Origin of the sequence: Siccibacter turicensis LMG 23730 (assembly GCF_000463155.2) — a bacterium.
Classification (GTDB): Bacteria; Pseudomonadota; Gammaproteobacteria; order Enterobacterales; family Enterobacteriaceae; genus Siccibacter; species Siccibacter turicensis.
The window spans coordinates 114,703-136,663 of record NZ_AWFZ01000050.1; the positions used below are offsets into that span (position 1 = coordinate 114,703).

The window sequence follows — 21,961 nt, forward strand, 5'->3', positions numbered from 1 at the left end:
GCGGCGGCGGGGAGCGTGTCAGGGCGTTAACGCGCACCCTTATCCGAGCGAGAAAAAGACGTAGCGGAAAAGGATTTCGCTCAGCACCAGCGCCAGGCTGGCGCAGATCAATACGCCCCGTCCGCCGCGCTGGGCGCTTACCGACATCAGCGCCGCACCGGCCACGGCCAGCAGCCAGCCGACGGCGCGCACGTTCGCCAGGGCATACCAGGCGTCCAGCGAGCGATACGGGAAGGTCGCGGCGTCACGGTGAACCATCTGCGACAGATACTCTATATAGGCAGGCTGAAACAGCAGGCGCACCGCTACGACAGCCACCACCAGCATCGCGCCGGTCGACAGGATCCGGCGCCGCGTCTCCAGGGTCTGACGACGGGCAATGAGCCACGCCTGCGCGGTTGCGCCAAGCAGGATGGTTGAGCCGAAAAAGGTCAGCCAGGTGGTGTAGTGGGTCCAGGTTACCACGCTGGAGTGGGCATAAATCGCGCTCATGCAGTAGACGTCGACTATCCCCACGACCAGCGCCAGCGGCATCAGCGTGCGCCATATCGCCTGCTTAAACAGCGCCAGCAGCGTGGCGAGACCAAGCACCGCCAGATAGGCGGCCGCAAAAACAATCTCGCGGCTTAGCCATGAGCTGGAAACGTGACGCAGTGCATGCAGGGCATTAAGCGGGTAGCCCAGATGCAGCGTGGAGCAGAGCAGTCCCATGCCCGCGCTGGCGCACGCGATGAGCAGCGGCAGCCGCAGCGTACGCGTCGCCGCGGCCCGGTCGCCGAAGGGCTGGCGCGGCAGCGCAAGCGTGATAAACAGCGTCAGGCCTACCGAGAGTTGTACCAGCAAGGTGAAGATCAACAGCGGCAGTTCATGCATGGCGCGTCCCCTCTTGCTGCGCACCCTGATGCGGTTTGACGATCAGATTGGGCCGGGTCAGGGTCGAGTCCGGCAGGCCTTTGACATCGCACAGCGCCCCGAACCGCTCACGTAGCTCGCTAACCGGACCAAAATGTATGGCTCCCAGCGGACAGGTTGTCACGCAGACCGGCTTTTCGCCCTTCGCCTGCAAATCAATGCAGAAATCGCATTTCGACATCTGCCCGGTTTCCGGATTGCGCTGCGGGGCGCCGTAAGGGCAGGACCAGGCGCAGTAGCCGCACCCGACGCATTTGTCGGTGTTAACGCGGACAATACCGTCGCCGGGCCGCTTATGCATCGCGGTGGTCGGGCAGTTTTTAGTGCAGATCGGATCGTCGCAGTGGTTGCAGGAGATCGACAGGGTATAGGCGTAGACGTTATTCAACAGGCCGCCCTGCCCGGTAGGAATAAACCCGCCTCCGTTAACTTCATACACCCGGCGATAACGCTGGCCCGGCTCCAGATCGTTTTTGTCTTTGCAGGCCACCTGGCAGGCTTTGCACCCTGAACAGCGCGAACTGTCGATATAGAAACCCAGCTGCGTCGGGCTCACCGGGGCGTACTCCTTAAACTGACTCATGCTTTGTTACCTCCACCAGCATGGTTTGATGTGAATTCCCTTTCGCCAGGGCCGTGATGCGCGCGGAGCTAAGCACGTTGGCGCAGCCGCCGCGATCGATGCCCTGTTCATCTGGCTGCCACCACGCCCCGGCCTGCATCGCAACGACGCCCGGTATGATGCGCGGAGTCACCTCCACCTCGACCTGACACAGGCCGCGATCGTTATGAATCCGCACCGTATCGCCGGACGTCAGGCCACGCGGTTGTGCATCCAGCGGATTGATCCACAGCTTCTGGGTCTGCACCTCCTGAAGCCAGGGATTGGCATACTGCGTGGAGTTGGCGCGATTTTTCCCTTTCCAGGTAATCAGCTGTAAAGGGTATCTTTCGCTCAGCGGGTCCTGCGGGCCTTCGTGGGCCGGGACATAGTGCGACAGCGCCGGGATCTCCGGGTGGTGCATGTCGTACAGCCGCTTCGAGAAGATCTCAATCTTGCCCGAGGGCGTGGCAAACGGATGATTCTGCGGATCGCGGATATTCGCCTCGAAAGCCACGTACGGCTCGCTTTTGAATAGATGGTGCCGCTGAACGCGCAGCGTGGCGAAATCCGGCATGTTCTCCGCCGGCATCGCCTGCCGGGTTTGCTCCCAGATATGCGCAATCCACTGCTGTTCACTGCGCCCGGCGCTGAACGCCTGCTTCAGGCCAAGCTTGTCCGCCACGTCGCACAGCCAGTCGTAGTCGGAGCGCCGTTCAAACGCCGGCTCCACCAGCTTTTCTGACAGCATCACGTAGTTACCGGTGCCCCAGGTTTCACCGATATTCCAGCGCTCCATAAAGCTGGTTTCAGGCAGCAGCAGATCGGCATATTTCGCGCTGGGGGTCATATACAGGTCGCTGACCACGATAAATTCAATCTTCGTGTCGTCCTCAAGAACCTTTACCGCCTGGTGAAGATCCGGGTTTTGATTGGCAAGGTAGTTGCCCGCCAGCGAGAACAGCAGACGGATACCGGAAGGCAGCGTCTCCCCGCCGGTCAACCCGTTTTCAGGCGTCACCTGCGCCGGATCGTCCGCGGCCTGCACCCAGTTCATCACCGAGATTTTCTCTTTTACCGGGTTATCCGGCATCTCAGGCCCGGTGGTGAATTTGCGGTTGCCGATGCCGCCGTAGCCGGCCGCCCAGCCGCCTTTTACCCCGACGTTGCCGGTGAGGGTGGCGAGCAGCGTTGAGCCACGCGCCGTGCGCTCGCCGCAGTTATGCCGCTGCGGGCCCCAGCCCTGAATCAGCGCGGCGGGCTTCGTGGTGGCATACTCCCGCGCCAGCTGGCGGATGGTCTGCGCCGGAACGTGCGTGATCGCTTCCGCCCACTCCGGCGTCTTCGCGATGCCATCCTTTTTGCCGCTCAGCCAGGCGACCAGCGACTCATTTTCAGGCACGCCGTCGGGCATGCTCTCTTCGTCGAAACCGAGGGTATAGCGGTCGATAAAGGCCTTATCGTGCAGGTTCTCAGTGATGATGACGTACATCATCGCATCCATCAGCGCGTTGTCCGTCGAGGGCAACAGCGGGATCCACTGATCGGCCAGCGATGCGGCGGTATCAGAATAGCGGGGATCCACCACGATAAAGCGCGTGCCGTTGCGCTTCATCTGCTGAAAATAGTGGTTGGTGTGACCAAAGATGGTTTCGTTCGGGTTGTGGCCCCAGAGGATCACCAGCCGGGTATCGGCGAGGGTATCCAGCGAACTGCCGCTGGCGGCGGTGCCGTAGGTATAGGGCGTTGCCGCCGCGGTATTGCCCATGCTGACGGAGTGATAGCTGTCGAGATAGCCGCCGTGGAGATTCAACAGGCGACGCACCATTTTATCCCCTGAGAATGCGCCGCCGGACACCGCGGTGCCAACGTGCACGTAGCGCGACGCCGGACCGTACTGGTGGGTAATCCGCGTAAGGTTATCAGCAATCAGGGTGGTGGCTTCGTCCCAGCTGATACGCACGAATTTGCCTTCGCCGCGTTTTCCGACGCGCTTCATCGGGTACTTCAGCCGATCGGGATGGTAGACAAATTTGCGGTAGCCTCGCCCTCTGACGCACGCACGCATAATCGGCATCGCCGGATCGTGCGCCTCGTCGGGCAGCGTGGCAATACGCGTGACTACGCCATCGCGAACGTGCGCGCGAATGTCGCACTTGCCGCCGCAGTCAAAGGTGCTGCAGGTCGCGACGATCTGCTCGGGCGTGGCCGCCGTGGCGTCCGCTGCGTCAGGGGAGAGCGGCCGGGCGTGGGCCGCTGGCAGCGAGACAAAGGGAAGCGCCGCCAGCGCCGAGCTGGCCTGAAGGAAACGCCGACGGGTTAACGCCAGTGGAACAGGGGTTATTGATTCACTCATACGCACTCTTCTTCCGTGAAAAAGAAGGCAGTGTCCGGTATCGCCTGGCGCTGGCGATTGATTTTTATCAAGCAGAACGGGAGTGGTGAAAAACCAGGAATCGGGCGTAGGACCAAGCTTATTTAGCTGATAAATAGGAGAAAAACGTTACAGAAAGAAGGTGAATAGCAGAGTGGCGCAGGAAGAGGATGGCGCCGCAGAAAACGCCACTCTGCTACCCGTCGGTCGCAGAGTGGCAGCGTAACAATTACGCGTTATCGCCCAGCAGAACGGATTCCAGCGCGATTTTGATCATGTCGTTGAACGTGGTCTGACGTTCCGCGGCAGTGGTCTGCTCGTGGGTACGGATATGATCGGACACGGTGCAGATGGTCAGCGCTTTCGCACCGTACTCTGCGGCCACGCCGTAGATACCCGCCGCTTCCATTTCCACGCCCAGGATGCCGTATTTTTCCATCACGTCGAACATGCTCGGGTCCGGCGTATAGAACAGGTCGGCAGAGAAGATGTTGCCCACGCGAGCATCAACGCCCAGCGCTTTCGCCGCATCAACCGCGTTGCGTACCATGTCGAAATCGGCAATCGCCGCGAAGTCGTGATCTTTGAAGCGCAGACGGTTCACTTTGGAATCGGTGCAGGCACCCATGCCGATAACCACATCGCGCAGCTTCACGTCAGCGCGTACCGCGCCGCAGGAGCCTACGCGGATGATTTTCTTCACGCCAAAGTCGGTGATCAGCTCTTTGGTATAGATGGAGCAGGACGGGATACCCATGCCGTGGCCCATAACCGAAATTTTGCGGCCTTTATAGGTACCGGTATAGCCCAGCATGCCGCGCACGTTGTTCACTTCGCGCACGTCTTCCAGGAAAGTTTCCGCGATGTGTTTCGCGCGCAGCGGGTCGCCCGGCATCAGTACGACGTCAGCGAAATCACCCATTTCTGCATTAATGTGAGGAGTAGCCATTATGTCTTTTATTCCTTAAAGCGAGGTCAGGCCAGCAAAGTTGCCGGCCTGAACGGTAGATATTTTATAATCAGAACAGCGGTTTGCCGTATTCCATCTCACTCAGACCGAAGTACTTCGCCACGGTCTGGCCGATGTCGGCGAAGGTGTCGCGGTGGCCCAGCGAGCCCGGCTTCACTTTCGGGCCGTAGATCAGCACCGGGATATGCTCGCGAGTGTGATCGGTGCCTTTCCAGGTCGGGTCGCAGCCGTGGTCAGCGGTGAAGATAATAATGTCATCTTCGCCCACCAGCTCCAGCAGCTCCGGCATGCGACGGTCGAACAGCTCCAGCCCGCCTGCATAGCCCGCCACGTCGCGACGATGGCCCCAGGAGGAGTCAAAATCAACGAAGTTGGTAAAGACGATGGTCTTGTCACCCGCGGCCTTCATCTCCTGGATGGTCGCGTCAAACAGCGCGTCCAGCCCGGTTGCCTTCACTTTTTTGGTGATGCCGACGTTGGCGTAGATGTCCGCGATTTTTCCCACGGAAACCACCTGGCCGCCCTTTTCATCCACCAGTTTTTTCAGGATGGTCGGTGACGGCGGTTCAACCGCGAGATCGTGACGGTTGCCGGTACGCTCGAAGTGGCCCGCTTTGTCGCCCACGAACGGACGTGCGATAACGCGCCCGATGTTGTAGCCGCCTTCGGTCAACTCTTCGCGTGCGATTTCACACAGTTCGTACAGGCGATCCAGACCAAAGGTCTCTTCGTGGCAGGCAATCTGGAATACCGAGTCCGCAGAGGTATAGAAAATCGGCTTGCCGGTTTTCATGTGCTCTTCGCCCAGCTGATCCAGAATCACGGTACCGGAAGAGTGGCAGTTGCCGAGGTAGCCCGGCAGGTTGGCACGCTTAACCAGTTTATCCAGCAGCTCCTGCGGGAAGCTATTTTCGGTATCGGTGAAGTAGCCCCAGTCAAACAGCACCGGCACACCGGCGATTTCCCAGTGGCCTGACGGGGTGTCTTTCCCGGATGAGAGCTCGTGCGCCCAGGCGTAAGCACCGGTGATTTCCGCGTTAGCGTCCATCCCGGCCGGAATAAAGCCGGTCGCGCCTTCGTGCGCCTTCGCCAGACCCAGCTTCGTCAGGTTCGGCAGGTGTAATGGCCCGCTGCGGCCTTTGTCGGCCTCGCCTTTCGCGCAGGCTTCCGCAATGTGGCCCAGGGTGTCGGAACCGGCATCGCCAAAGCGTTCGGCGTCTTCAGACGCCCCAATTCCGAAAGAGTCCAGCACCATAATAAATGCACGTTTCATAGTTTCTCCGTACGTATTGCGCTGTGAAACTCGTCCCGGTTCACGTTGCGTGAGTGTCGCGTTGCCTGCAACGTGCGCTGGTCAGAGTTACCAAAAAAGAGTGATCAGATCAGTATGCCACTTATTGACTGATTCTGCGATAGACAACCGGCGTCTCCTGCGGCGCATTATCGGTTACCTGCACGGCGGCCTTAATGGCCTTCGCGGCTTCCTGCCAGCTGGCTTCGCTCTTCGCGTGAATCACCGCCAGCGGACGTTCGCCATCGACTTTCTCGCCCAGGCGCGCCATATCGGTAAAGCCAACGCTGTAATCGATGGTATCGGATGCCTGACGACGACCGCCGCCCATCGACACCACCGCCATGCCCAGCGCGCGCGTGTCCATCTCGCTGACAAACCCGCTGTGGTCGGCATAGACCGCTTTGGTGAGCATCGCGGTTGGCAGGTAACGATCGTAATGTTCGATAAAATCGACTGGCCCTTTCTGGGCGGCGACCATGCGTCCGAAAATTTCTGCCGCTTTACCGTTATCCAGCACGGCCTGGAGTTGCGCACGGGCATCTGCCTCGTCGCGCGCCAGCCTGCCGGAAATCAGCATCTCGACGCACAGGGCCATCGTGACCTCAAGCAGACGCGGATTGCGGTAGTCGCCGGTGAGGAAGCGCACGGCTTCCCGGACTTCCACCGCGTTACCGGCGCTGGAAGCCAGCACCTGATTCATGTCGGTCAACAGCGCCGTGGTGCGTACTCCTGCGCCGTTAGCCACGCCGACAATCGCCTGCGCCAGCTCTTCAGACAGCGCAAAGGTCGGCATAAATGCCCCGCTGCCCACTTTGACGTCCATCACCAGCGCATCCAGTCCTTCGGCGAGCTTTTTCGCGAGGATCGAGGCGGTGATAAGCGGAATGGAGTCCACGGTCGCGGTAATGTCGCGGGTTGCGTAGAAGCGCTTATCCGCCGGCGCCAGCGAGCTGGTCTGGCCGATGATAGCCACGCCGACGTCCTTGATGATGTCGCGGAAACGGCTGTCGTCCGGGAAAATATCAAAGCCCGGAATGGCTTCCAGCTTGTCGAGGGTGCCGCCGGTATGACCAAGGCCACGGCCGGAGATCATCGGGATATATCCGCCGCAGGCCGCTACCATTGGGCCAAGCATCAGCGAGGTCACGTCACCCACGCCGCCGGTGGAGTGCTTATCCACGATGGGGCCGTTCAGGTTCAGGCTTTTCCAGTCCAGCACGGTGCCGGAGTCGCGCATCGCCATGGTCAGCGCGACGCGTTCGGGCATGCTCATATCGTGAAAGAAGATGGTCATCGCCAGGGCGGCAATCTGGCCTTCTGAAACGGTGTTGTCGCGAATGCCGTTAATGAAGAAGCGAATTTCCTCTTCACTGAGCGCGTGGCCGTCACGTTTTTTACGAATAATTTCTTGAGCGAGGAACACAATAACCCCCGGATAACATCAGGTAAGGGCGGCGGTTGCCCGCCGCAAAGAGATCAGTAGCTGCTTGCGCTTTTACCGTCGCCGTGACCAAGCGCTTTAAGCAGGCTTGCCAGCAGGCTGGATGCGCCGAAGCGGTAGTGGCGCGCGTCGGCCCAGTCAGGACCAAACAGGTTGTCGGCAATCGCCAGGTACTCGGCCGCATCTTCCGCGGTGCGTACGCCGCCTGCCGGTTTAAAACCTACGGTTTTTTCAACGCCCATATCGCGGATCACTTCCAGCATGATGCGCGCGCTTTCAGGCGTGGCGTTAACCGGCACTTTACCGGTGGAGGTTTTGATGAAGTCCGCGCCGGCTTTAATGGCGATGGCGGACGCTTTGCGGATCAACGCTTCTTCTTTCAGCTCGCCGGTTTCGATGATGACTTTCAGCAGAACGTTCGCGTCGGCGCAGGCCGCTTTACAGGCTTTCACCAGGTCATAGCCAATCTGCTCGTTACCGGCAATCAGCGCGCGGTACGGGAATACCACGTCCACTTCATCGGCACCGTACGCGATCGCCGCGCGGGTTTCCGCCAGCGCGATGTCGATATCGTCATTGCCGTGCGGGAAGTTGGTGACGGTAGCGATGCGGATATCCGGCGTGCCCTGCTCGTTCAGGGTTTTACGCGCAATAGGGATAAAACGCGGGTAGATGCAGACGGCAGCGGTGTTACCTACCGCGGTTTTCGCCTGGTGGCAAAGTGCGATCACCTTTTCATTGGTGTCGTCGTCATTAAGGGTGGTGAGGTCCATCAGCTGCAGTGCACGCAGGCTGCTTTTGGTTAAATCGGTCATAGTCTTCTCCAACAATAAAAGATGTTTCAGGCGCGAAACGCAACACGTTGGAGCGGTCGTGGTTCCATGAAGAAGAGTGGCAAAACTGCCATCACGCTGAGATCCGTCTCACCGCAGTGCCTCGCAGGGAATGTTAAAATTCTAACACTTATCGCCCTGCCGGTTTTGTGTGTTGTTTCACATAATTTTAAAGCAATACTGCAACAAGAACCCCAGTATATGTGATTAAAATAACAAAACAACGCCATTCATGCGGTCAGTACAGGGTTCAGAGCGCGCAGACCGCATCAGTGCTGCACCCGGCGCCATGTTAGGAAAATAACATTTTCAGGTCGCGCCTCGCCGTTTACGCATGAGGCCTGATGTGAGTATGAAGCAGGTTTGTGATACGCGGAATTTTTGGGCCGTTGCGGGCCCGTCAGGAGAGCGTAAATACGCGGTGCGTGTTCGCCAGCAGCGCGGCGGCGATCTGGTCCGGGGGCTCAGGGCGCAGTTCACACAGCACGTCGAACACCTGCGCGGCACGCTCGGGGCGGTTAGGCTGCCCCTGATAGCCGTTAAGCGGCATGTCCGGGGCATCGGTTTCCAGCAGCAGTGCGCTGAGCGGAAGCTGTCTCATCACCTCGCGCGTCTTACTGGCCCGCGGATAGGTAATTGTCCCCCCCACCCCGATGTAATACCCCATCTCCACAAAGCGCTGCGCCTGTTGCAGGCTGCCGGCAAAGCCATGCACCACACCGGTACGGGGCAGCGCGTGGCGCTTCAGGTGCATCGCCAGTTTGTCGTGGGTACGGCGCGAGTGAAGGATAACCGGCAGCTGATACTGCTTTGCCAGCCGCAGCTGGGCATCAAGAATCGCTTCCTGTTTTTCAAACTGCGGATCCTCGCGGTAGAGATCGAGCCCGATCTCGCCGATGGCGACGATCTTGCTATGCCCCTGGCGAAGATAATCCTCCAGCTGCACCAGCGCGGCGTCATCGTGGCGTTCAATCACGATCGGGTGCAGGCCCAACGCGCCGTACAGCGCCTCAAAACGCTGGGTCAGGGCCACTACCCCGGCAAAACGTTCTGCCTCAATGGCCGGGACAATGATACGCGCCACGCCGGCATCGGCCGCGCGGCGTATGCTTTGCGCTTCGTCGTCGCTGAAGGGCGGAAAGTCGAAATGGCAGTGGGTGTCGACAAAGCGTCCGCTCATGCCAGATCCTCATTATTAAAGGCCGCGTCGTTCGCTTCCGGCGCCTCGACGATGGGCGTGACCGCAACGTCATTTGCCACGGTGGCCGGTGGCACCACCAGCGTCGGCGCAACCGGGGTGAGATGACGTGCCATCGGCGGGGTTGCCGCCAGCAGTTTACCCACCGTGGCGAGGAAGTAGCGCCCACACAGCCGGCCGATTTTATAATCTTCCAGCAGCGTCGGAATACGGCTGCCCAGCGCCATACTGGCCAGCGGTTTCGGCGGATAGATCTCAAAGATGCGCAGTTTACCCGGCGGCTTTTCAATAAACTGCTGGATAGCGCGATAGCTGGTCTCATGGTGCTGCACCAGATTCAGCAGCGGTTGCAGGCTGCTGTCGGTCATCCAGCGCTCCATACGTTTGAACCACTGCGGCGTGTAGTACATCTGCGACGGCACGGTGCGGATCACCACCAGCGTGGTAGCGCCCTGTCGCGCCGCTTCCTGCACCGGTATCGCGTCGCTCACCCCGCCATCGAGATAGTTAATGCCGTTCAGCGAGACACCGCTGCGGTAGAACCCCGGAATGGCGCTTGAGGCGCGGATAATATCCAGCCAGTCGGTGGTCTGAGGGGCGAAATAGCCGGGAGAGTAGTCATCGCTGCGGCAGGCGCACATATAGAAGGTTTTGCCCTTATCAAACAGGCGCGCGGCGTTATCCATCGCCAGCGGCATGGCGGCGTGGGTCGCTTCGGTCAGCCAGTCAAGATCGATAAGGTTACCGCCGCGCACAAAGCGCACCGGATTGAAAAACGCTTTGGAGGTGGTGTAGCGGGTGATGACGCGCCGCGCGTAGCCGGGCTGATTACAGACGTAGGCAGAGAGGTTTTGGGCGCCCGCCGAGGTGCCGTAGAAGGCGTCGAACGGGTTAAATTCGGCGCGCATAAACTCGTCCAGCACACCGGCTGTAAAGATGCCTCGTTGACCGCCGCCCTCGCAGACCAGCGCCATACGTCCGGGCCGAAACGGTTTTAACGCAAGCGGCGCGATATTGCCGAGCGTTACGGGAATTCGCTGACCCACCCTGCCATCCTGTTAGGTTGTTATGTTAAAAACGGAGCCTGTCTGGCTCATCAGAGAATGTTCAAAGGTACATCAATTTCCAGGCCACAGAAACCAGAAAAGCCAGTCACAAGGACCGGCTTTTCGGGCGGATAGTAATTACTCCGTCAGGTCAGGGGCGACGACGGCCCATGAACAGACTGACCAGGAACAGGATAATCCCGACCACGAAGACAATTTTAGCAGCGCCGGCTGCGGTACCAGCAAGGCCACCAAAGCCCAGTGCGGCCGCGATTAGTGCAATAACGAGGAAGATAATGCCCCAACGAAACATATGACTCTCCTTTACCATAGTGTTAAGCAAATTGCTCTGTAGTGAGCGCTCAGGTAGCTCACTGGCGATTTATTGGTGGTGATGCTTACCTTCTCGCCCGGGCAACGCCCGGGCTGAGGGGTTCGGATGTACTACTTAACTTTCAGATCGTTTTTCACGCTTTTCACGCCATCAATCGCTTTCGCAATTGATTCGGCCCGCTCAGACTGCGCCTGATTTTCTACGGTACCGGAGAGCTGAACCACACCATCGGTTGTTTCAACTTTGATCATACGGGACGGTACAATGTCGTCGGCCAGCAGTTTAGCTTTCAGCTCGCTGGTGGTCGCCGCGTCGCCTGCATAGCCTTTCACAGACTCGTCTTTGCTGTCGCGGACATGAAGCTTGTCGCTCACGGAGGAGACGCCCTCTACCTTTTTAGCCACGGCCACGGCTTTTTCAGCCTGCGCCTGGCTCTCAACAAAACCGCTCAGCGTCACCACTTTTTTGTCGGTTTTGACGGAAATATCGGTGCTCTTAATGGTTTCATCATCAACCAGAGCCGCTTTAACTTTTGCGGTGATACCGCTGTCATCCATGAAGTTACCGACTTTATCTACAGAGCTATCGATTTTTTGCCCTGCGCTGTCTGCCGTAGAGTGTGCTTTATCCGTAGTGGTGCTTTCAGCCCAGGCTGAAGAACCGGCCATTACAGAGCCCAACATTACTGCCAGCAGAGTTTTAGAAATCTTAGTCTTATTCATCGATTCATTCCTGTTTGTATGCTCAGAATTTGAGCTTTCCGCCACACCAAGGCGGCCTGGACACCACTGTGGTGACCCTTGACCCAGACTCGCTACCTGCAGCGTGCGGGTTACCGCTTCCCACCGGTGTGTCGAATTAAGTCAGTGTTAAATTTTGAGATGACGTTAAACTTTCAAATTAACATCGGTAATAAAGTTTTTTGCTGGTGTTTTTGACCACTCAACATGTCATCACAATGTTAAATATAGATCACAAAAATAAAAACGCCTGCTCTGGTGCGTGAAAAAGCAGCAACAAAACGGAAAAAGCGGGAAATTAAGAAGAATCCGCAAGGGACTAATATGACAGGAAAATCCGGGAAGATGAGGCAGGACGCGCCTGCTGGCGCATCCTGTAAGTGAGGATTAATGTTCGCGCGTTTTGCGGAAATGGACGTCAGGATAACGTTCCTGCGTGAGATTCAGGTTCACCATCGTTGGCGCGATGTAGGTCAGGTTGTCCCCACCATCAAGTGCCAGCTGCACTTCGTTCTTACGCTTGAACTCTTCAAACTTCTTCACGTCCGGGCAGTCAACCCAGCGCGCGGTCGACACGTTAACCGATTCGTAAATCGCTTCCACGTTGTATTCGCTCTTCAGGCGCGCCACGACCACGTCAAACTGCAGCACCCCCACCGCGCCCACGATCAGGTCGTTGTTGGCGATGGGACGGAACACCTGCACGGCGCCCTCTTCGGAGAGCTGTACCAGCCCTTTCAGCAGCTGTTTTTGCTTAAGCGGATCTTTCAGGCGAATGCGGCGGAACAGTTCCGGTGCGAAGTTCGGGATACCGGTGAACTTCATGGTTTCACCCTGGGTAAAGGTGTCGCCGATCTGAATGGTCCCGTGGTTGTGCAAACCGATGATGTCGCCCGGGAACGCCTCTTCCACATGGGAGCGGTCGCCCGCCATAAAGGTCAGCGCGTCGGAGATCACCACATCTTTACCGGTACGCACCTGGCGCAGCTTCATGCCTTTCTCATAGCGCCCGGACACTACGCGCATAAAGGCAACGCGGTCGCGGTGTTTAGGATCCATGTTGGCCTGAATCTTAAACACGAAGCCGGAGAATTTCTCTTCTTCAGCATGAACCTCGCGGGTATCGGTTTTGCGCGGCATCGGCGCAGGCGCCCAGTCCACCAGCCCGTCCAGCATATGATCGACGCCAAAGTTACCCAGCGCGGTACCGAAGAACACCGGGGTGATCTCGCCGCTCAGGAACAGCGCCTTGTCGAACTCGTGCGAGGCGCCCTGCACCAGCTCCAGCTCGTCGCGCAGCTGTGCGGCCAGATCTTCACCCACTGCCGCGTCCAGCTCCGGGTTATCCAGCCCCTTAACGATGCGGACGTCCTGGATAGTGTGGCCTTTACCGGTCTGGTAGAGATAGGTTTCATCTTTATAGAGGTGGTAGACGCCCTTAAACAGCTTGCCGCAGCCAATAGGCCAGGTGATAGGTGCGCAGGCGATCTTCAGTTCGCTCTCGACCTCATCCAGCAACTCCATGGGATCGCGGATATCACGGTCAAGTTTGTTCATAAAGGTCAGGATCGGCGTATCGCGCAGACGGGTAACTTCCATCAGCTTGCGGGTACGATCCTCAACCCCTTTCGCGGCGTCGATCACCATCAGGCAGCAGTCCACCGCGGTAAGCGTACGGTAGGTATCTTCCGAGAAGTCTTCGTGGCCCGGGGTGTCCAGCAGGTTGATCAGGCAGTCGTGGTAAGGAAACTGCATTACCGAGGTGGTAATAGAGATACCACGCTGCTTTTCCATTTCCATCCAGTCAGATTTGGCGTGCTGGCTGGAGCCGCGGCCTTTAACGGTACCGGCGGTCTGAATCGCCTGTCCGAACAGCAGCACCTTTTCAGTGATGGTGGTTTTACCGGCATCCGGGTGCGAGATAATGGCAAACGTGCGGCGTTTGGCCACCTCTTGTACATAAGGAGACAACGTCATGGTTTCAGTCTTCTGTGTCTGCGCGCGGGAAGCCCCGTGCGACGAGTGATTCGAAAAATGCGGCTATTGTACTCAAGAGCTTTAGGCAGACAATCAATGTTTACACAGGAGCTGCTCCAGTTCGCTTAACGAGGTGACTTGCCAGGTGGGCGCGATGCCCGGCGGCAGTTCGCGGCCGTGCGGGTTGAGCCAGCAGGTGGCGAACCCGGCGTTCATACCGCCCAGAATATCAGATTCCGCGGTGTCGCCTACCATCAGCACGCGATCGCGCGAGGGGCTTCCCATTTTATCAAGCGCGTAATCAAAGACCCTGCGATCCGGCTTGGCGGCGCCCACCTCTTCGGAGATCACCAGCAGATCGAAGTAGTCAAGGAAACCGGTACGCTCAAGGCGGATCTGCTGCAGGGCGGTAAAGCCGTTGGTAATGATGCCAAGCTTCACTTTCCCTTTCAGCATATCAAGCAGCGACTGGGCGCCGGGCAGCGGGGCGCAGATTTCCGCCATGGCGTTGAGGAACGCGCTGTTGAGATCCCCTGCCCCCACGTTGAGCCGCTCAGCCCAGCCCTGAAAACGCTGATGCTGAAGCTGCAAGGCGTTGATGGTCCCGTTCTGGTAATCCACCCACAGCGGCTTGTTAATCGCCTGATAATCCTGATAGTCCTGCGCGGTAAAGGTCACGCTGTAATCAAGAAACATCCGCTGTAAGCCGCCGAAAGCGTCAAAGGTAAACAGCGTTTCGTCAGCATCAAACAGTATCCAGTCCCAGTTCATTACATCACCTTGTTCATCGTTTTAGCCAAGCGGCAGCGCCATCACGATCGCGTCTTCGCGACCGTCTGCGGTGGGGTAGTAGTTGCGGCGTACCGTTGCCTCGTTAAAGCCCAGGCTCTCGTAGAGCGCGATGGCCGGTGCGTTCGAGGCGCGCACTTCCAGCCAGAGGGTGAACACGTCGCGCTGCTCCAGCTGGTTAATCAGGTGTTCCAGCAGTGCACGCCCGAGACCGCGGCGCTGGTACGCCGGATCGACGGCAATATTGAACAGCGTCGCTTCATCCAGCACGACCTGGGTAATGGCGAACGCCGCCAGCTGGCCGTCAACCTCCAGCCGTAAATTGAGATAGCGTTCGCCCTGGTTGCTGGCGAAGGTTTTCTCGCTCCACGGGAAAGCGTGACTGCGTTTTTCAATGGCGTAGGCGGCGGCCAGATCACTCGGGGTGAGTAAAGAAATCGTGTTCATGTTCGCAAATTTGTCGCCACAGCGCCGCGCGGGCGGCCGCACTGTGCTGAAGCTCGGTAAAGGCCGGTGAGGCCAACTGCGCGCCGCGAAGCGGTGGCGCCTCGTCAATGCCAAGACGCCAGCTGGCGCAGGCGCGCTCATCGGGCAGCATCGCCACCCGCTCGGGGGTGAGCTGTAAAACCTGATCGGGGCTTAACGTCATGGCGCGCAGGATATCCTGCAGCAGCGGCTCGTTCAGCGCGGGCAGCGTTTCCGCCACCATCACCAGACGAATATGGGCCGGTAGCGTAATCGCGATTTCGCCCTGCAGCACGGCCGGACGGCGCAGCGTCCACTGCGTAATACCGAGCTGTTGTAGCTGCCAGTCGCGTCGGGATGTCATCGCCACACCTCTCATTTAACAGGGGCGCAAATATAACAAAACTGCGCTTTGGGCGCCAATAAAGCCGCCCCGGTGTGATTGAGATGCGAAGAGCGCTGCAGGGTTCGGCTGAACAGGTTATAATCCGCGGCCTGATCGAGAAGGAGTGTTTTCATGTCTGCTTTTACCCCTGCGAGCGAAGTCCTGCTGCGCCACAGTGATGATTTTGAAGCGAGCCGCATTCTGTTTGCCGGCGATTTGCAGGATGACCTGCCCGCCCGGCTGGATACCGCCGCAAGCCGCGTCCATACGCAGCAGTACCATCACTGGCAGGTGCTGAGCCGCCTGATGGACGACCGCGCCAGCTACAGCCTGGTGGCCGACGCCGCCATGGTGGGTGATAGCAATACGCTGATTTACTACTGGCCGAAGAACAAGCCGGAAGCGCTATTCCAGCTGACCAACCTGCTCTCCCTGCTGCCGGTTGGCAGCGATATCTTCGTGGTCGGTGAGAACCGCAGCGGTGTGCGCAGCGCCGAGCAGATGCTCGAAAAATACGCCCCGCTGACCAAAATCGACAGCGCGCGCCGCTGTGGTCTGTACCACGGTCGTCTGGAAACTGTCCCGGTATTTGACCCTGAAAGCGGATGGGGCGAGTACCAGCACGAGGGGCTAACCATTAAAACCCTGCCAGGGGTATTCAGCCGCGACGGGTTGGACGTTGGCAGCCAGCTGCTGCTCTCGACGTTTACGCCGCATACCAAAGGTAAAGTGCTGGATGTCGGCTGTGGCACCGGCGTGCTCTCTGCGTCGCTTGCCAGCCACTCCCCGAAAGTGCGCCTGACGCTGTGCGATGTGAGCGCCCCGGCAGTGGAAGCCAGCCGCGCCACCCTCGCCGCTAACGGCCTGGAAGGTGAGGTTATCGCCAGCGACGTCTTCTCCGCCATCAGCGGACGCTTCGATATGATCATCTCCAACCCGCCGTTCCACGACGGAATGCAGACCAGCCTCGACGCGGCGCAAACCCTGATCCGCGGTGCGGTAAGCCACCTTAATATCGGCGGCGAGCTTCGCCTGGTGGCAAACGCCTTCCTGCCCTACCCCAGAATTCTGGACGAAGCCTTCGGCAATCATGAGGTCATCGCCCAGACCGGACGCTTCAAAGTGTACCGCGCGGTCCATACCCGCAAGGCGAAACGCTAAGCCCTGCGCACCTTAAACGCCGCTTTTTAAACCACTCAGGAAAGCGGCGTTAAATTAACTGTTGACGTGGTTCAGAAAACATCTAGAATGCGCCTCCGTGGTTGCAATACTTCATTAGTGTTGCTGGTATGCGAAGGTGGCGGAATTGGTAGACGCGCTAGCTTCAGGTGTTAGTGTCTTAACGGACGTGAGGGTTCAAGTCCCTCTCTTCGCACCAAAAAAATCACACAGATATCTCTCGCATCGGGCGACGGTGGCGGAATTGGTAGACGCGCTAGCTTCAGGTGTTAGTGTCTTAACGGACGTGAGGGTTCAAGTCCCTCCCCTCGCACCAACGCGAAGACGATATCGAAAAAAAAGAAATGCGACGGTGGCGGAATTGGTAGACGCGCTAGCTTCAGGTGTTAGTGTCCTAACGGACGTGAGGGTTCAAGTCCCTCCCCTCGCACCACTTTATGTGGTTTTCTTTTTCTCTCTCTTCCCTGCTTAATTCTTTGCTGTAACCTCCCTGTTGTTCTCTGATTGTTCCTGTTTTCGCTGATTATCCCTGTTGTCCCAGATTCATTGCCGCAAGCATCATTGCCCCTGCCAGCGCCGCACACGACGGTAACAGTACGAAGTGACGAAGCCGCTTGTGATAGAGCATAACGGCAGTCGCCAGTAGCCCCAGCACCACCACGATACGCCACTGCGCAAACGACAAATCACTCATCGCCATCGCAACAATCAGCGATGCCGGCAGCAGTACGCCCCAGCCACTCTCCAGACGTTTGTGCAACATGGTATGCCCTCTCACACCGATAATGATAACCAATATCATATGATAAGATTTCTCATTTGCAAGCGCTGGTTATCGATGTGTTGCTTATATTTTGCGCACGCCGGATGACAGCCCGTGGTTGAGATGGTAGATTGAGCCGCAGAATATATCCTCCGTTATTTTTTATGCCGCATCGCGCGCATTTTGCGACCTTACTTTCCCGTTGGCCCTTGCACGTTCTTTTTATCCTGCTGGTATGTAACGATATTTATGACATTAAGTAACTGGCACGCCCTTATTCAGGCGAAATATCGGCTCTCGCTGCGCCTGTTTCTGCTGCTTAACGTGATGTCGGCCATTTTTAGCATCCTGAGTCCTCTCTATCACATGCGCTATCTGGCGTTGCCGGTGCTGTTGATTGCGGCGTTAAGCACGGTAATGCTGATGCTGGATGCCGTAAACAGGCTGAAGAATGTCGATATCCGCGTTATCGCGCTGACGTTCGGCATGCTGTGGGCGTGGCAAATCTATATGAAAAGCGGCATCGTGCAGGACGAGCACGCCACCTATATTATGATTGCCCTGCTGAGCGTGCTCTTTATTAGCGCCATTGCCTTTACCCATAATATCAGCGCCTTCGCGCTGCACTGCCTGCCGGTATTTCTCACCGTAATGTGGATTGATGCGGGTGAACACTTTCTCCAGCTCGCCTATTCGCTGGCGGTTCCGGTCGCGGGCATCATCATTCAGCAGATTATCCAGAAGCGAAACGACGCGTTTGCGCAGGGGCTGATGTCCCAGTTGCTGGAAGAGAAAAAACGGTTACGCGATCTCAGCCTGCTCGATCCGCTGACCGGCATCTACAACCGCCGCGGTTTTCAGTCTCGTTTTGACAGCCTGCCGGCAACAGAGAATGAGCAGCGCTATGTCCTGCTGCTCGATATCGACTATTTCAAAGCCTACAACGATCACTACGGCCACATGATGGGCGACAAGGCGCTGATCCGCGTCTCCGCGGCGATTCGTGATGCGGTACGCTCGCGGGATATTGTGGCTCGCTACGGCGGTGAAGAGTTCCTGGTGCTGGTGACCTGCGCCACGCCCGCGCTGGCTAAGCAGGCGGCGGAGCGCATCCGGCAACGGGTCTACGATCTGCATATCCCTCATATGTTCAATGACAGCGTGGCAACACACGTGACAATCAGCATCGGCCTTGCGCCCCTGACCTCGGCCGGGCTGGACGAGGCGTTACAGGCCGCGGACCGGGCGCTGTACGGCGCGAAGCACCAGGGCCGAAACCACATCTTCACCAGCGCGGACGCCAGAGCCGCCTGAGTTTTGCGGCGAGCACCACACCCCGTGTGGAATTCGCTTGCCATTGGTGATCTCAATAGTTAGGATTGGCAATCATTATCATTTAGATTACCGCTAACGTTGCGCTATGGCTTATCGCATAACAGAGATCGTTGAGAACCTTGTCTGGCAGCCCGGGGGAATCACTCCCTCATCCGGTCTGGCGGCCGCGATCCGCGATCTGTTCACCACGCAGCGCCCTTACTTCAATGATATCGTCAGACTGGACGAACCGTCGCCGCACAGCACCCTGACGCTGGCGCAGTGGTCGCGCCCGGCCACCCTCACCAGCCTGATGGCCAGCTATTCGGATCACATCTACCGTAACCAGCCGGCCATGGATCGCGAGAATAAACCGCTTAAGTCGCTGTGGGCGCAATGGTATCTCGGCCTGATGGTTCCGCCCGTTCTGCTGGCGCTGCTGACGCAGTCCCGCGCGCTGGATATTGCGCCAGAACATTTCCACGTTGAATTTCATGAGACAGGCCGCGCGGCCTGTTTCTGGATTGATGTGCATGACGATCCCGCCGCAACCCGACTCACCCCCCGTGAGCGCGTCGAGCAATTCGTGGTCGACGGCATTGCGCCGGTGATTGCCGCGCTGGAGGCGTCCGGCGACATCAACGCAAGGCTTATCTGGAGCAATACCGGCTATCTGATCAACTGGTTTCTCGGTGAAGTGAAAGAGCTGATCGGCGAACCGGCGGCTGAGGCCCTGCGTCACACCTGCTTCATGGAAAAACAGCTGCTCAGCGGCGCAGACAATCCTCTCTACCGCACCGTGGTGATGCGCGACGGCATGCTGGTGCGTCGCACCTGCTGCCAGCGCTATCGTCTGCCGGACGTGGTGCAGTGCGGCGACTGTACCCTGAAATAGCCGTTGCGGCCCGGCATAAAAAAACCACCTTTGCAGGTGGTTTTTTCGTTTTGGAGGTAAGACGTTTACTGCGCTGGATTACGCGGCCTGCTGTTCATCCTCCGCCGCCTTCACCGCCTCTTCGGCTTCCTGGGCCAGTAGCTGCTTCTCATAGACCTTAAAGAACGGGAAGTAGATGATGGCCGACACCACCGCCAGCACAATCACCAGCAGCGCGGCGCGGAAATCCCACCCTAGCGCCCAGGCGGCGCCAATCGGCGCCGGTGCGGTCCAGGGCACCACGGAGATCACGCGGCCAATCAGATCCAGCTTCATGGCTGCCCAGGCGATAACGGCATTCACCATCGGCGCGAGCAGGAACGGGATAAAGAACACCGGGTTCATCACGATAGGCGTCCCGAAAATCACCGGCTCATTGATGTTAAAGATGCTGGGAACCACGCTCAGACGCCCGATGGAGCGCAGGTGAGCCGAGCGGCTACGCAGGTAGCACAGCACCAGCCCCATCGTCGCCCCGGAGCCGCCAATCACGATAAAGAAGGTCCAGAAGGCTTCCATAAAGATATGCGGCAGCGGTGCGCCCTGAGCCAGCGCGCTCTGGTTCATACCCAGGTTGGTCAGCCAGAACATCTGCAGCATCCCGGACACGATCGCCGCACCGTGGATCCCCGCGAACCACAGCAGGTGGCCGATCAGCACCGCCAGCAGAATGGCCGGCAGTGAATCGGCGGCGGAAACCAGCGGTTTAAAGATGGCCATGATGGCCTGCGGGATCAGCATGTCGAACTGCGACTGGATCAGCAGGCTCAGCGGGTAGAGCGTCAGCACCACCACCAGCACCGGGATCAGCAGATCGAAGGAGTTTTTGATCATCGGCGGAACCTGATCCGGCAGGCGGATACCGATATTATGCGCCTTCAGAAAACGCATCATCTCCACGCAGAAGATCGCCACCAGAATGGCAGTGAAGATCCCGGTGCCGCCGAGGCTATCCACCGGCATCGTCCCGCTGGTTTTAGGTGCGGCGACCAGCATAAACGCCATCAGCGACAGCATGGCGCACATAAAGGGATCGAGCGCATGGGATTTCACATAATGCTTGCCGAGGTTATAGGCGATGGCGGCGCAAATATAGATCGACATAATTCCCATCGTCATATCAAACGGGGTGAGAATTTGTCCTTCAAAGCGTTTTGCCATATCAAGCCAGGCGCGGGCGAATCCCCAGGTGGTATCCGGTGAAAAAGGCGGATAGGCAAAGACCAGTAAAAACGATCCGACAATCATAAAGGGCATGGCGGAAATAAAACCGTCGCGGATCGCCATCACGTGGCGCTGCGCGGAAATACGTCCGGCGACAGGACTGACATAATTTTCCACGAAGCGGAAAATGACATTAAATGCGGCATGGTTGGCAGACATCACGGCTCTCCTGTCAGGCGATTAATTTGAGTGCGTCAGCGAGAATTTTTCCGCCGCGCATCATTCCGTAATCCATTGAATTGATCACCATTACCGGGATCGCTTGTTCTGCCGCCTGCGCGCTGAAATCTTCCAGACGGTATTTACTCTGTGGCCCTGAGAGGCAACAGTCATAATGTGAAAACTGCTCCGTGAATGCCTCAATGCCTGTTGCCGCAATCTCAACATGAATATGTTGCTGTTCGGCAGCCTGCCTCATCTTATTCACGACCATGCTGGTAGACATACCAGCGGTACAGCACAACAGGATACGCTTCATAGACGACTCTTATTATTAGATGCAGAGGAAGGTTACGAATCCAGTATTATGCCCACGCCGAAACACTGCAACCGGTTACAGTAACCGGTTTCTGTGATTGTGAAGAAGATCCGAAAAACGCCGGTTGCACGGCGGTATGCATGAAGAAGTTTACAGCACGCCTCACGCTGTGCCAGATTTAGCGCAGTATTAGCATGGAGAACGAAATGAGTCTGGAATCGGTACGTCAGTTTTTTGCAGATAATGCCCCTGATATCGACATTATCGAACTCGGTCAAAGTACCGCCACCGTTGCACTGGCTGCCAGGGCGCACAATGTTGAACCCGGACAAATTGCCAAAACGCTGTCGCTAAAAGTGAAAAACGACGTGGTGTTAGTGGTCGCGAAGGGCGACGCCCGGCTCGATAACAAAAAGCTGAAGGCGGTATTTGGGGCGAAAGCGCGCATGCTGAGCTGCGATGAAGTGGTGACCTGGACCGGACACCCGGTAGGCGGCGTTTGCCCCTTCGGACTGGAAAACCCTCTGCACGTCTATTGCGATGTCTCGCTCAAACAGTATTCGGAAGTGCTCCCCGCCGCGGGCGCGATTCACAGTGCGGTGCGCATCTCCCCTGAACGGTTGGCTTCGCTCACCCAGGCGACGTGGGTCGACGTGTGCCAGTAAAAGGCCAGGCCGGGTTGCCTCGCACGGCAGCGTAATCTGGCAACG

22 protein-coding genes and 3 tRNA genes are annotated in these 21,961 nt (G+C 57.9%); 7 read left to right on the forward strand and 18 right to left on the reverse strand.

The genetic code is table 11. The annotated features are described in order from the left end of the window. Nucleotides 1-39: 39 nt before the first annotated feature. From DW58_RS16420 to DW58_RS16485, 15 genes are all read right to left on the reverse strand, one after another. Complete coding sequence (locus tag DW58_RS16420; RefSeq protein WP_024550519.1) at nucleotides 40-873, reverse strand: dimethyl sulfoxide reductase anchor subunit family protein; 834 nt, start codon at nucleotides 871-873, stop codon at nucleotides 40-42. Next, a complete protein-coding gene (locus DW58_RS16425) occupies nucleotides 866-1,495 on the reverse strand; it encodes a DMSO/selenate family reductase complex B subunit (protein WP_024550518.1) in 630 nt (209 codons plus the stop codon). Before DW58_RS16425 ends, DW58_RS16420 begins: the two co-directional genes overlap by 8 nt. After that, entirely contained in the window at nucleotides 1,482-3,869 is a 2,388-nt protein-coding gene (locus DW58_RS16430; protein ID WP_024550517.1) for a DMSO/selenate family reductase complex A subunit, read from the reverse strand. The genes DW58_RS16425 and DW58_RS16430 overlap by 14 nt, the downstream gene beginning before the upstream one ends. Before the next feature lie 247 nt (nucleotides 3,870-4,116). Then, the gene (deoD, locus tag DW58_RS16435) at nucleotides 4,117-4,836 is read right to left on the reverse strand and encodes a purine-nucleoside phosphorylase (RefSeq protein ID WP_024550516.1); all 720 of its coding nucleotides are present in this window, start codon (nucleotides 4,834-4,836) and stop codon (nucleotides 4,117-4,119) included. Between the two features lie 70 nt (nucleotides 4,837-4,906). Further along, nucleotides 4,907-6,130, reverse strand: a complete 1,224-nt coding sequence (gene deoB, locus DW58_RS16440; protein WP_024550515.1) for a phosphopentomutase — start codon at nucleotides 6,128-6,130, stop codon at nucleotides 4,907-4,909. 121 nt (nucleotides 6,131-6,251) lie between these two features. Further along, nucleotides 6,252-7,574, reverse strand: a complete 1,323-nt coding sequence (gene deoA / locus DW58_RS16445; protein WP_024550514.1) for a thymidine phosphorylase — start codon at nucleotides 7,572-7,574, stop codon at nucleotides 6,252-6,254. Between the two features lie 53 nt (nucleotides 7,575-7,627). Further along, on the reverse strand, nucleotides 7,628-8,407 hold the full coding sequence (gene deoC, locus DW58_RS16450; protein WP_024550513.1) for a deoxyribose-phosphate aldolase: 780 nt from the start codon (nucleotides 8,405-8,407) through the stop codon (nucleotides 7,628-7,630). 418 nt (nucleotides 8,408-8,825) lie between these two features. Continuing rightward, a complete protein-coding gene (locus DW58_RS16455) occupies nucleotides 8,826-9,605 on the reverse strand; it encodes a TatD family hydrolase (RefSeq protein WP_024550512.1) in 780 nt (259 codons plus the stop codon). Beyond that, nucleotides 9,602-10,669: a patatin-like phospholipase family protein gene (locus DW58_RS16460; protein WP_024550511.1), complete on the reverse strand. Its 1,068-nt coding sequence runs from the start codon at nucleotides 10,667-10,669 to the stop codon at nucleotides 9,602-9,604. Before DW58_RS16460 ends, DW58_RS16455 begins: the two co-directional genes overlap by 4 nt. 151 nt (nucleotides 10,670-10,820) lie before the next feature. Continuing rightward, nucleotides 10,821-10,982 (reverse strand): DUF1328 domain-containing protein, encoded by a 162-nt coding sequence (locus DW58_RS20375; RefSeq protein WP_002437547.1) that lies wholly within the window; start codon nucleotides 10,980-10,982, stop codon nucleotides 10,821-10,823. Nucleotides 10,983-11,113: 131 nt separating this feature from the next. Further along, on the reverse strand, nucleotides 11,114-11,725 hold the full coding sequence (gene osmY, locus DW58_RS16465; protein WP_024550510.1) for a molecular chaperone OsmY: 612 nt from the start codon (nucleotides 11,723-11,725) through the stop codon (nucleotides 11,114-11,116). Nucleotides 11,726-12,130: 405 nt separating this feature from the next. Then, nucleotides 12,131-13,720, reverse strand: a complete 1,590-nt coding sequence (gene prfC / locus DW58_RS16470) for a peptide chain release factor 3 (RefSeq protein WP_024550509.1) — start codon at nucleotides 13,718-13,720, stop codon at nucleotides 12,131-12,133. A gap of 93 nt (nucleotides 13,721-13,813) precedes the next feature. Next, entirely contained in the window at nucleotides 13,814-14,491 is a 678-nt protein-coding gene (yjjG, locus tag DW58_RS16475) for a pyrimidine 5'-nucleotidase (RefSeq protein ID WP_024562363.1), read from the reverse strand. A gap of 21 nt (nucleotides 14,492-14,512) precedes the next feature. Further along, nucleotides 14,513-14,956, reverse strand: coding sequence for a ribosomal protein S18-alanine N-acetyltransferase (rimI, locus tag DW58_RS16480; protein ID WP_024550795.1), 444 nt, complete (start codon nucleotides 14,954-14,956; stop codon nucleotides 14,513-14,515). Continuing rightward, a complete protein-coding gene (locus DW58_RS16485; protein ID WP_024550796.1) occupies nucleotides 14,925-15,338 on the reverse strand; it encodes a DNA polymerase III subunit psi in 414 nt (137 codons plus the stop codon). The genes rimI and DW58_RS16485 overlap by 32 nt, the downstream gene beginning before the upstream one ends. A gap of 153 nt (nucleotides 15,339-15,491) precedes the next feature. Between DW58_RS16485 and rsmC the strand changes: the two genes are divergently transcribed. The 4 genes from rsmC to DW58_RS16505 all read left to right on the forward strand — a co-directional run bounded on the left by rsmC (nucleotide 15,492) and on the right by DW58_RS16505 (nucleotide 16,971). Beyond that, nucleotides 15,492-16,520, forward strand: coding sequence for a 16S rRNA (guanine(1207)-N(2))-methyltransferase RsmC (gene rsmC / locus DW58_RS16490; RefSeq protein WP_024550797.1), 1,029 nt, complete (start codon nucleotides 15,492-15,494; stop codon nucleotides 16,518-16,520). 130 nt (nucleotides 16,521-16,650) lie between these two features. Further along, a tRNA-Leu gene (locus tag DW58_RS16495) sits at nucleotides 16,651-16,737 on the forward strand. A gap of 30 nt (nucleotides 16,738-16,767) precedes the next feature. Next, nucleotides 16,768-16,854 (forward strand) — tRNA-Leu (locus DW58_RS16500). Between the two features lie 30 nt (nucleotides 16,855-16,884). Continuing rightward, a tRNA-Leu gene (locus tag DW58_RS16505) sits at nucleotides 16,885-16,971 on the forward strand. Between the two features lie 90 nt (nucleotides 16,972-17,061). Here the strand turns inward: DW58_RS16505 and DW58_RS16510 are convergent. After that, nucleotides 17,062-17,340, reverse strand: a complete 279-nt coding sequence (locus DW58_RS16510) for a DUF1435 domain-containing protein (RefSeq protein ID WP_024548177.1) — start codon at nucleotides 17,338-17,340, stop codon at nucleotides 17,062-17,064. A gap of 210 nt (nucleotides 17,341-17,550) precedes the next feature. Between DW58_RS16510 and DW58_RS16515 the strand changes: the two genes are divergently transcribed. After that, on the forward strand, nucleotides 17,551-18,615 hold the full coding sequence (locus DW58_RS16515) for a GGDEF domain-containing protein (RefSeq protein ID WP_024548176.1): 1,065 nt from the start codon (nucleotides 17,551-17,553) through the stop codon (nucleotides 18,613-18,615). Nucleotides 18,616-18,721: 106 nt separating this feature from the next. Then, nucleotides 18,722-19,510, forward strand: coding sequence for a siderophore-iron reductase FhuF (gene fhuF / locus DW58_RS16520; RefSeq protein WP_024548175.1), 789 nt, complete (start codon nucleotides 18,722-18,724; stop codon nucleotides 19,508-19,510). A gap of 78 nt (nucleotides 19,511-19,588) precedes the next feature. On the opposite strand, the gene DW58_RS16525 is transcribed toward fhuF, so the two are convergent. Both DW58_RS16525 and DW58_RS16530 read right to left on the reverse strand, forming a co-directional pair. Beyond that, nucleotides 19,589-20,932 carry a PTS sugar transporter subunit IIC gene (locus DW58_RS16525; protein ID WP_024548174.1) on the reverse strand — a complete coding sequence of 448 codons (1,344 nt, stop codon included), beginning with the start codon at nucleotides 20,930-20,932 and terminating at the stop codon, nucleotides 19,589-19,591. A 13-nt stretch (nucleotides 20,933-20,945) separates the two neighbouring features. Then, nucleotides 20,946-21,251: a PTS sugar transporter subunit IIB gene (locus DW58_RS16530; protein WP_024548173.1), complete on the reverse strand. Its 306-nt coding sequence runs from the start codon at nucleotides 21,249-21,251 to the stop codon at nucleotides 20,946-20,948. 206 nt (nucleotides 21,252-21,457) lie between these two features. Here DW58_RS16530 and DW58_RS16535 point away from each other — a divergent pair, with 206 nt between their 5' ends. Further along, nucleotides 21,458-21,916 (forward strand): YbaK/EbsC family protein, encoded by a 459-nt coding sequence (locus DW58_RS16535; RefSeq protein ID WP_024548172.1) that lies wholly within the window; start codon nucleotides 21,458-21,460, stop codon nucleotides 21,914-21,916. Nucleotides 21,917-21,961: the final 45 nt, after the last annotated feature.

Bases quoted from the DNA above. Each gene is read 5' to 3' on its own strand.
- DW58_RS16420 (WP_024550519.1), bottom strand. From the start codon at position 873: ATGCATGAACTGCCGCTGTTGATCTTCACCTTGCTGGTACAACTCTCG.
- DW58_RS16425 (WP_024550518.1), bottom strand. From the start codon at position 1,495: ATGAGTCAGTTTAAGGAGTACGCCCCGGTGAGCCCGACGCAGCTGGGT.
- DW58_RS16430 (WP_024550517.1), bottom strand. From the start codon at position 3,869: ATGAGTGAATCAATAACCCCTGTTCCACTGGCGTTAACCCGTCGGCGT.
- deoD (WP_024550516.1), bottom strand. From the start codon at position 4,836: ATGGCTACTCCTCACATTAATGCAGAAATGGGTGATTTCGCTGACGTC.
- deoB (WP_024550515.1), bottom strand. From the start codon at position 6,130: ATGAAACGTGCATTTATTATGGTGCTGGACTCTTTCGGAATTGGGGCG.
- deoC (WP_024550513.1), bottom strand. From the start codon at position 8,407: ATGACCGATTTAACCAAAAGCAGCCTGCGTGCACTGCAGCTGATGGAC.
- DW58_RS16455 (WP_024550512.1), bottom strand. From the start codon at position 9,605: ATGAGCGGACGCTTTGTCGACACCCACTGCCATTTCGACTTTCCGCCC.
- DW58_RS20375 (WP_002437547.1), bottom strand. From the start codon at position 10,982: ATGTTTCGTTGGGGCATTATCTTCCTCGTTATTGCACTAATCGCGGCC.
- osmY (WP_024550510.1), bottom strand. From the start codon at position 11,725: ATGAATAAGACTAAGATTTCTAAAACTCTGCTGGCAGTAATGTTGGGC.
- prfC (WP_024550509.1), bottom strand. From the start codon at position 13,720: ATGACGTTGTCTCCTTATGTACAAGAGGTGGCCAAACGCCGCACGTTT.
- yjjG (WP_024562363.1), bottom strand. From the start codon at position 14,491: ATGAACTGGGACTGGATACTGTTTGATGCTGACGAAACGCTGTTTACC.
- rimI (WP_024550795.1), bottom strand. From the start codon at position 14,956: ATGAACACGATTTCTTTACTCACCCCGAGTGATCTGGCCGCCGCCTAC.
- DW58_RS16485 (WP_024550796.1), bottom strand. From the start codon at position 15,338: ATGACATCCCGACGCGACTGGCAGCTACAACAGCTCGGTATTACGCAG.
- rsmC (WP_024550797.1), top strand. From the start codon at position 15,492: ATGTCTGCTTTTACCCCTGCGAGCGAAGTCCTGCTGCGCCACAGTGAT.
- DW58_RS16510 (WP_024548177.1), bottom strand. From the start codon at position 17,340: ATGATATTGGTTATCATTATCGGTGTGAGAGGGCATACCATGTTGCAC.
- DW58_RS16515 (WP_024548176.1), top strand. From the start codon at position 17,551: ATGACATTAAGTAACTGGCACGCCCTTATTCAGGCGAAATATCGGCTC.
- fhuF (WP_024548175.1), top strand. From the start codon at position 18,722: ATGGCTTATCGCATAACAGAGATCGTTGAGAACCTTGTCTGGCAGCCC.
- DW58_RS16525 (WP_024548174.1), bottom strand. From the start codon at position 20,932: ATGTCTGCCAACCATGCCGCATTTAATGTCATTTTCCGCTTCGTGGAA.
- DW58_RS16530 (WP_024548173.1), bottom strand. From the start codon at position 21,251: ATGAAGCGTATCCTGTTGTGCTGTACCGCTGGTATGTCTACCAGCATG.
- DW58_RS16535 (WP_024548172.1), top strand. From the start codon at position 21,458: ATGAGTCTGGAATCGGTACGTCAGTTTTTTGCAGATAATGCCCCTGAT.